Raw genomic sequence first — 1,659 nt, 5'->3', positions numbered from 1 at the left:
CAATGCCTGGAACTTAAGCGGCTCTGGGGCTGCTTGTGTTTGGCGGGTGGGTAGCAGCTGTTGTTGAGGTCGTTGTGGGAAGTACTTGGACCTGGTAGCTGGCGTTGTTGCTGGTCAGCTGCCGGGTTTTTCCGCGCCAGGGATAGCGCGCGTAGGTGTTCTTGAGCGCGCGGGGAAAGATCCGGTGGCGGGTGTGGACGGTGACCAGTTGCCGGCTCAGGTCATGTGCCACCCAGTCGAGATGCCTGGCGGCGTCGGCGGGCGTGGTAGTGATCGCGTGCTCGACGGTGTCACGGGCGGCGGTGAAAGAGATCCGGGACGGGTCCAGTTCCTGGGTGAGTGCCGCGTGGCCGATCAGCAGCCGGATCGCCTGGTAGATGACCAGGGTGGCCCACAGTTCTTGCTGGGCGCGGATCGGGGTCTGGCCGCGCAGTGCCCGCTTGGCCAGCAGCACGGTTTTGATCTCGCCGATGCCGGTCTCGGCGGCCCAGCGGCGGGCGTAGAGGGCCACCAGCTGTTGCGCGTGAGCGGTGGCGGGGTCGAGCAGGCTGGTGACCAGCCGGTATTTCTCGGTCCGGGTCTCGCCGTCGGCGGTGACGGTGATCAGTGCTTCGACCACCCGCACGACGATCCCCTTGATCGGGCGGGGTGTGGGCGGGCGGTGCCCGTGTTGTTTGTTGCGGCGCACGTTACGCCGCCAGTTGCGGGCGTCGTCAGGGTCGTAGAGCACCGACAGCCACGATCCATCCGGCAGTGCCTGCCGCACCGGCAGAATCGGCTTATCCTGCTTGGCCCGCCACAACAAGTGCGTGCCGCGGGCACGGCACGTGGTCCACAACGCGTGGCTCAGGAAGCCGCGATCGGCCAGCAGCAGCATCCCGGCGTGCAGCCGTCCGATGAGCTGCTCGGCCAGGAATCTCTCGCCGCGGGCGACCGGCCCGGTGGCCGCACCCAGCAGACGGCGGCCGCCGCAGGCCAGCAGCACCAGCACCCGCGTCTTCGGCAGCCCGCGCAAGACGTCTTTGCGCTGATGGGGCGGGAACTGCTCGCGGTTGGCGGCGGTGTCGGCCAGCTCGATCTCGGTGCCGTCCCAAGCACACACGAGTAGCCCGAACGCATGCGACCACGACCTGGCCTGGACAGGCGTGGCCTGAGCGAGCGCGCCGAACAGCAACTGGAAGGGAACCACACCGATCCGGTCCCGCAGCGCGGTCAGCGCGGTGCTCGACGGCAGCCGCCAGCCCAGCACGGACAACCGGACAAGCCGCTCGAGCGGGAACATCTCCCTGATCGTCGCGGTGGCCGACCGGGTGCGCACCAGGCATAACGCGAGCACGAAGTAGATGCCCAGCCGCGACGGCAGCGCCCGGAACCGCCGCTCGTCACGGCCCGACACCGCCAACGCCTCATCGACCAACGCCGGTGGCACCACACACGACAACAGGCCCAGTGCGGACCGCGACAACAACCGACCCACCGGCGAGGACCACCCTGCGGGCATGACAGCATGAACAGACAACGAGGCTCCTGGCCCAGACTGCTGACTTCGACAATCACCAGTCCTAGCCGGAGCCTCGTTGCCTGTCCGGGCCACCACACCGATCACAGCCGAACCGTGATCAACACCCTCCGCCGCCCAGCCTTAAGTTCCAGGCATTG

1 protein-coding gene is annotated in these 1,659 nt (G+C 67.9%); it reads right to left on the bottom strand.

Translation table 11 applies throughout. The features are described from left to right. Nucleotides 1-13: 13 nt before the first annotated feature. On the bottom strand, nt 14-1,501 hold the full coding sequence (locus tag AB0M48_RS45460) for an IS4 family transposase (protein ID WP_363855606.1): 1,488 nt from the start codon (nt 1,499-1,501) through the stop codon (nt 14-16). Between the last annotated feature and the right edge of the window lie 158 nt (nt 1,502-1,659).

It is taken from the genome of Lentzea sp. NPDC051208 (genome assembly GCF_040682435.1).
GTDB classification, from domain to species: Bacteria; Actinomycetota; Actinomycetes; order Mycobacteriales; family Pseudonocardiaceae; genus Lentzea; species Lentzea kristufekii.
The sequence above is the reverse complement of the archived record's forward strand: the minus strand, read 5'-3'. Positions and strand labels throughout refer to the sequence as shown.

Excerpts from the sequence above, each read along its gene's own strand:
- AB0M48_RS45460 (WP_363855606.1), bottom strand. The coding sequence starts at position 1,501 with ATGCCCGCAGGGTGGTCCTCGCCGGTGGGTCGGTTGTTGTCGCGGTCC.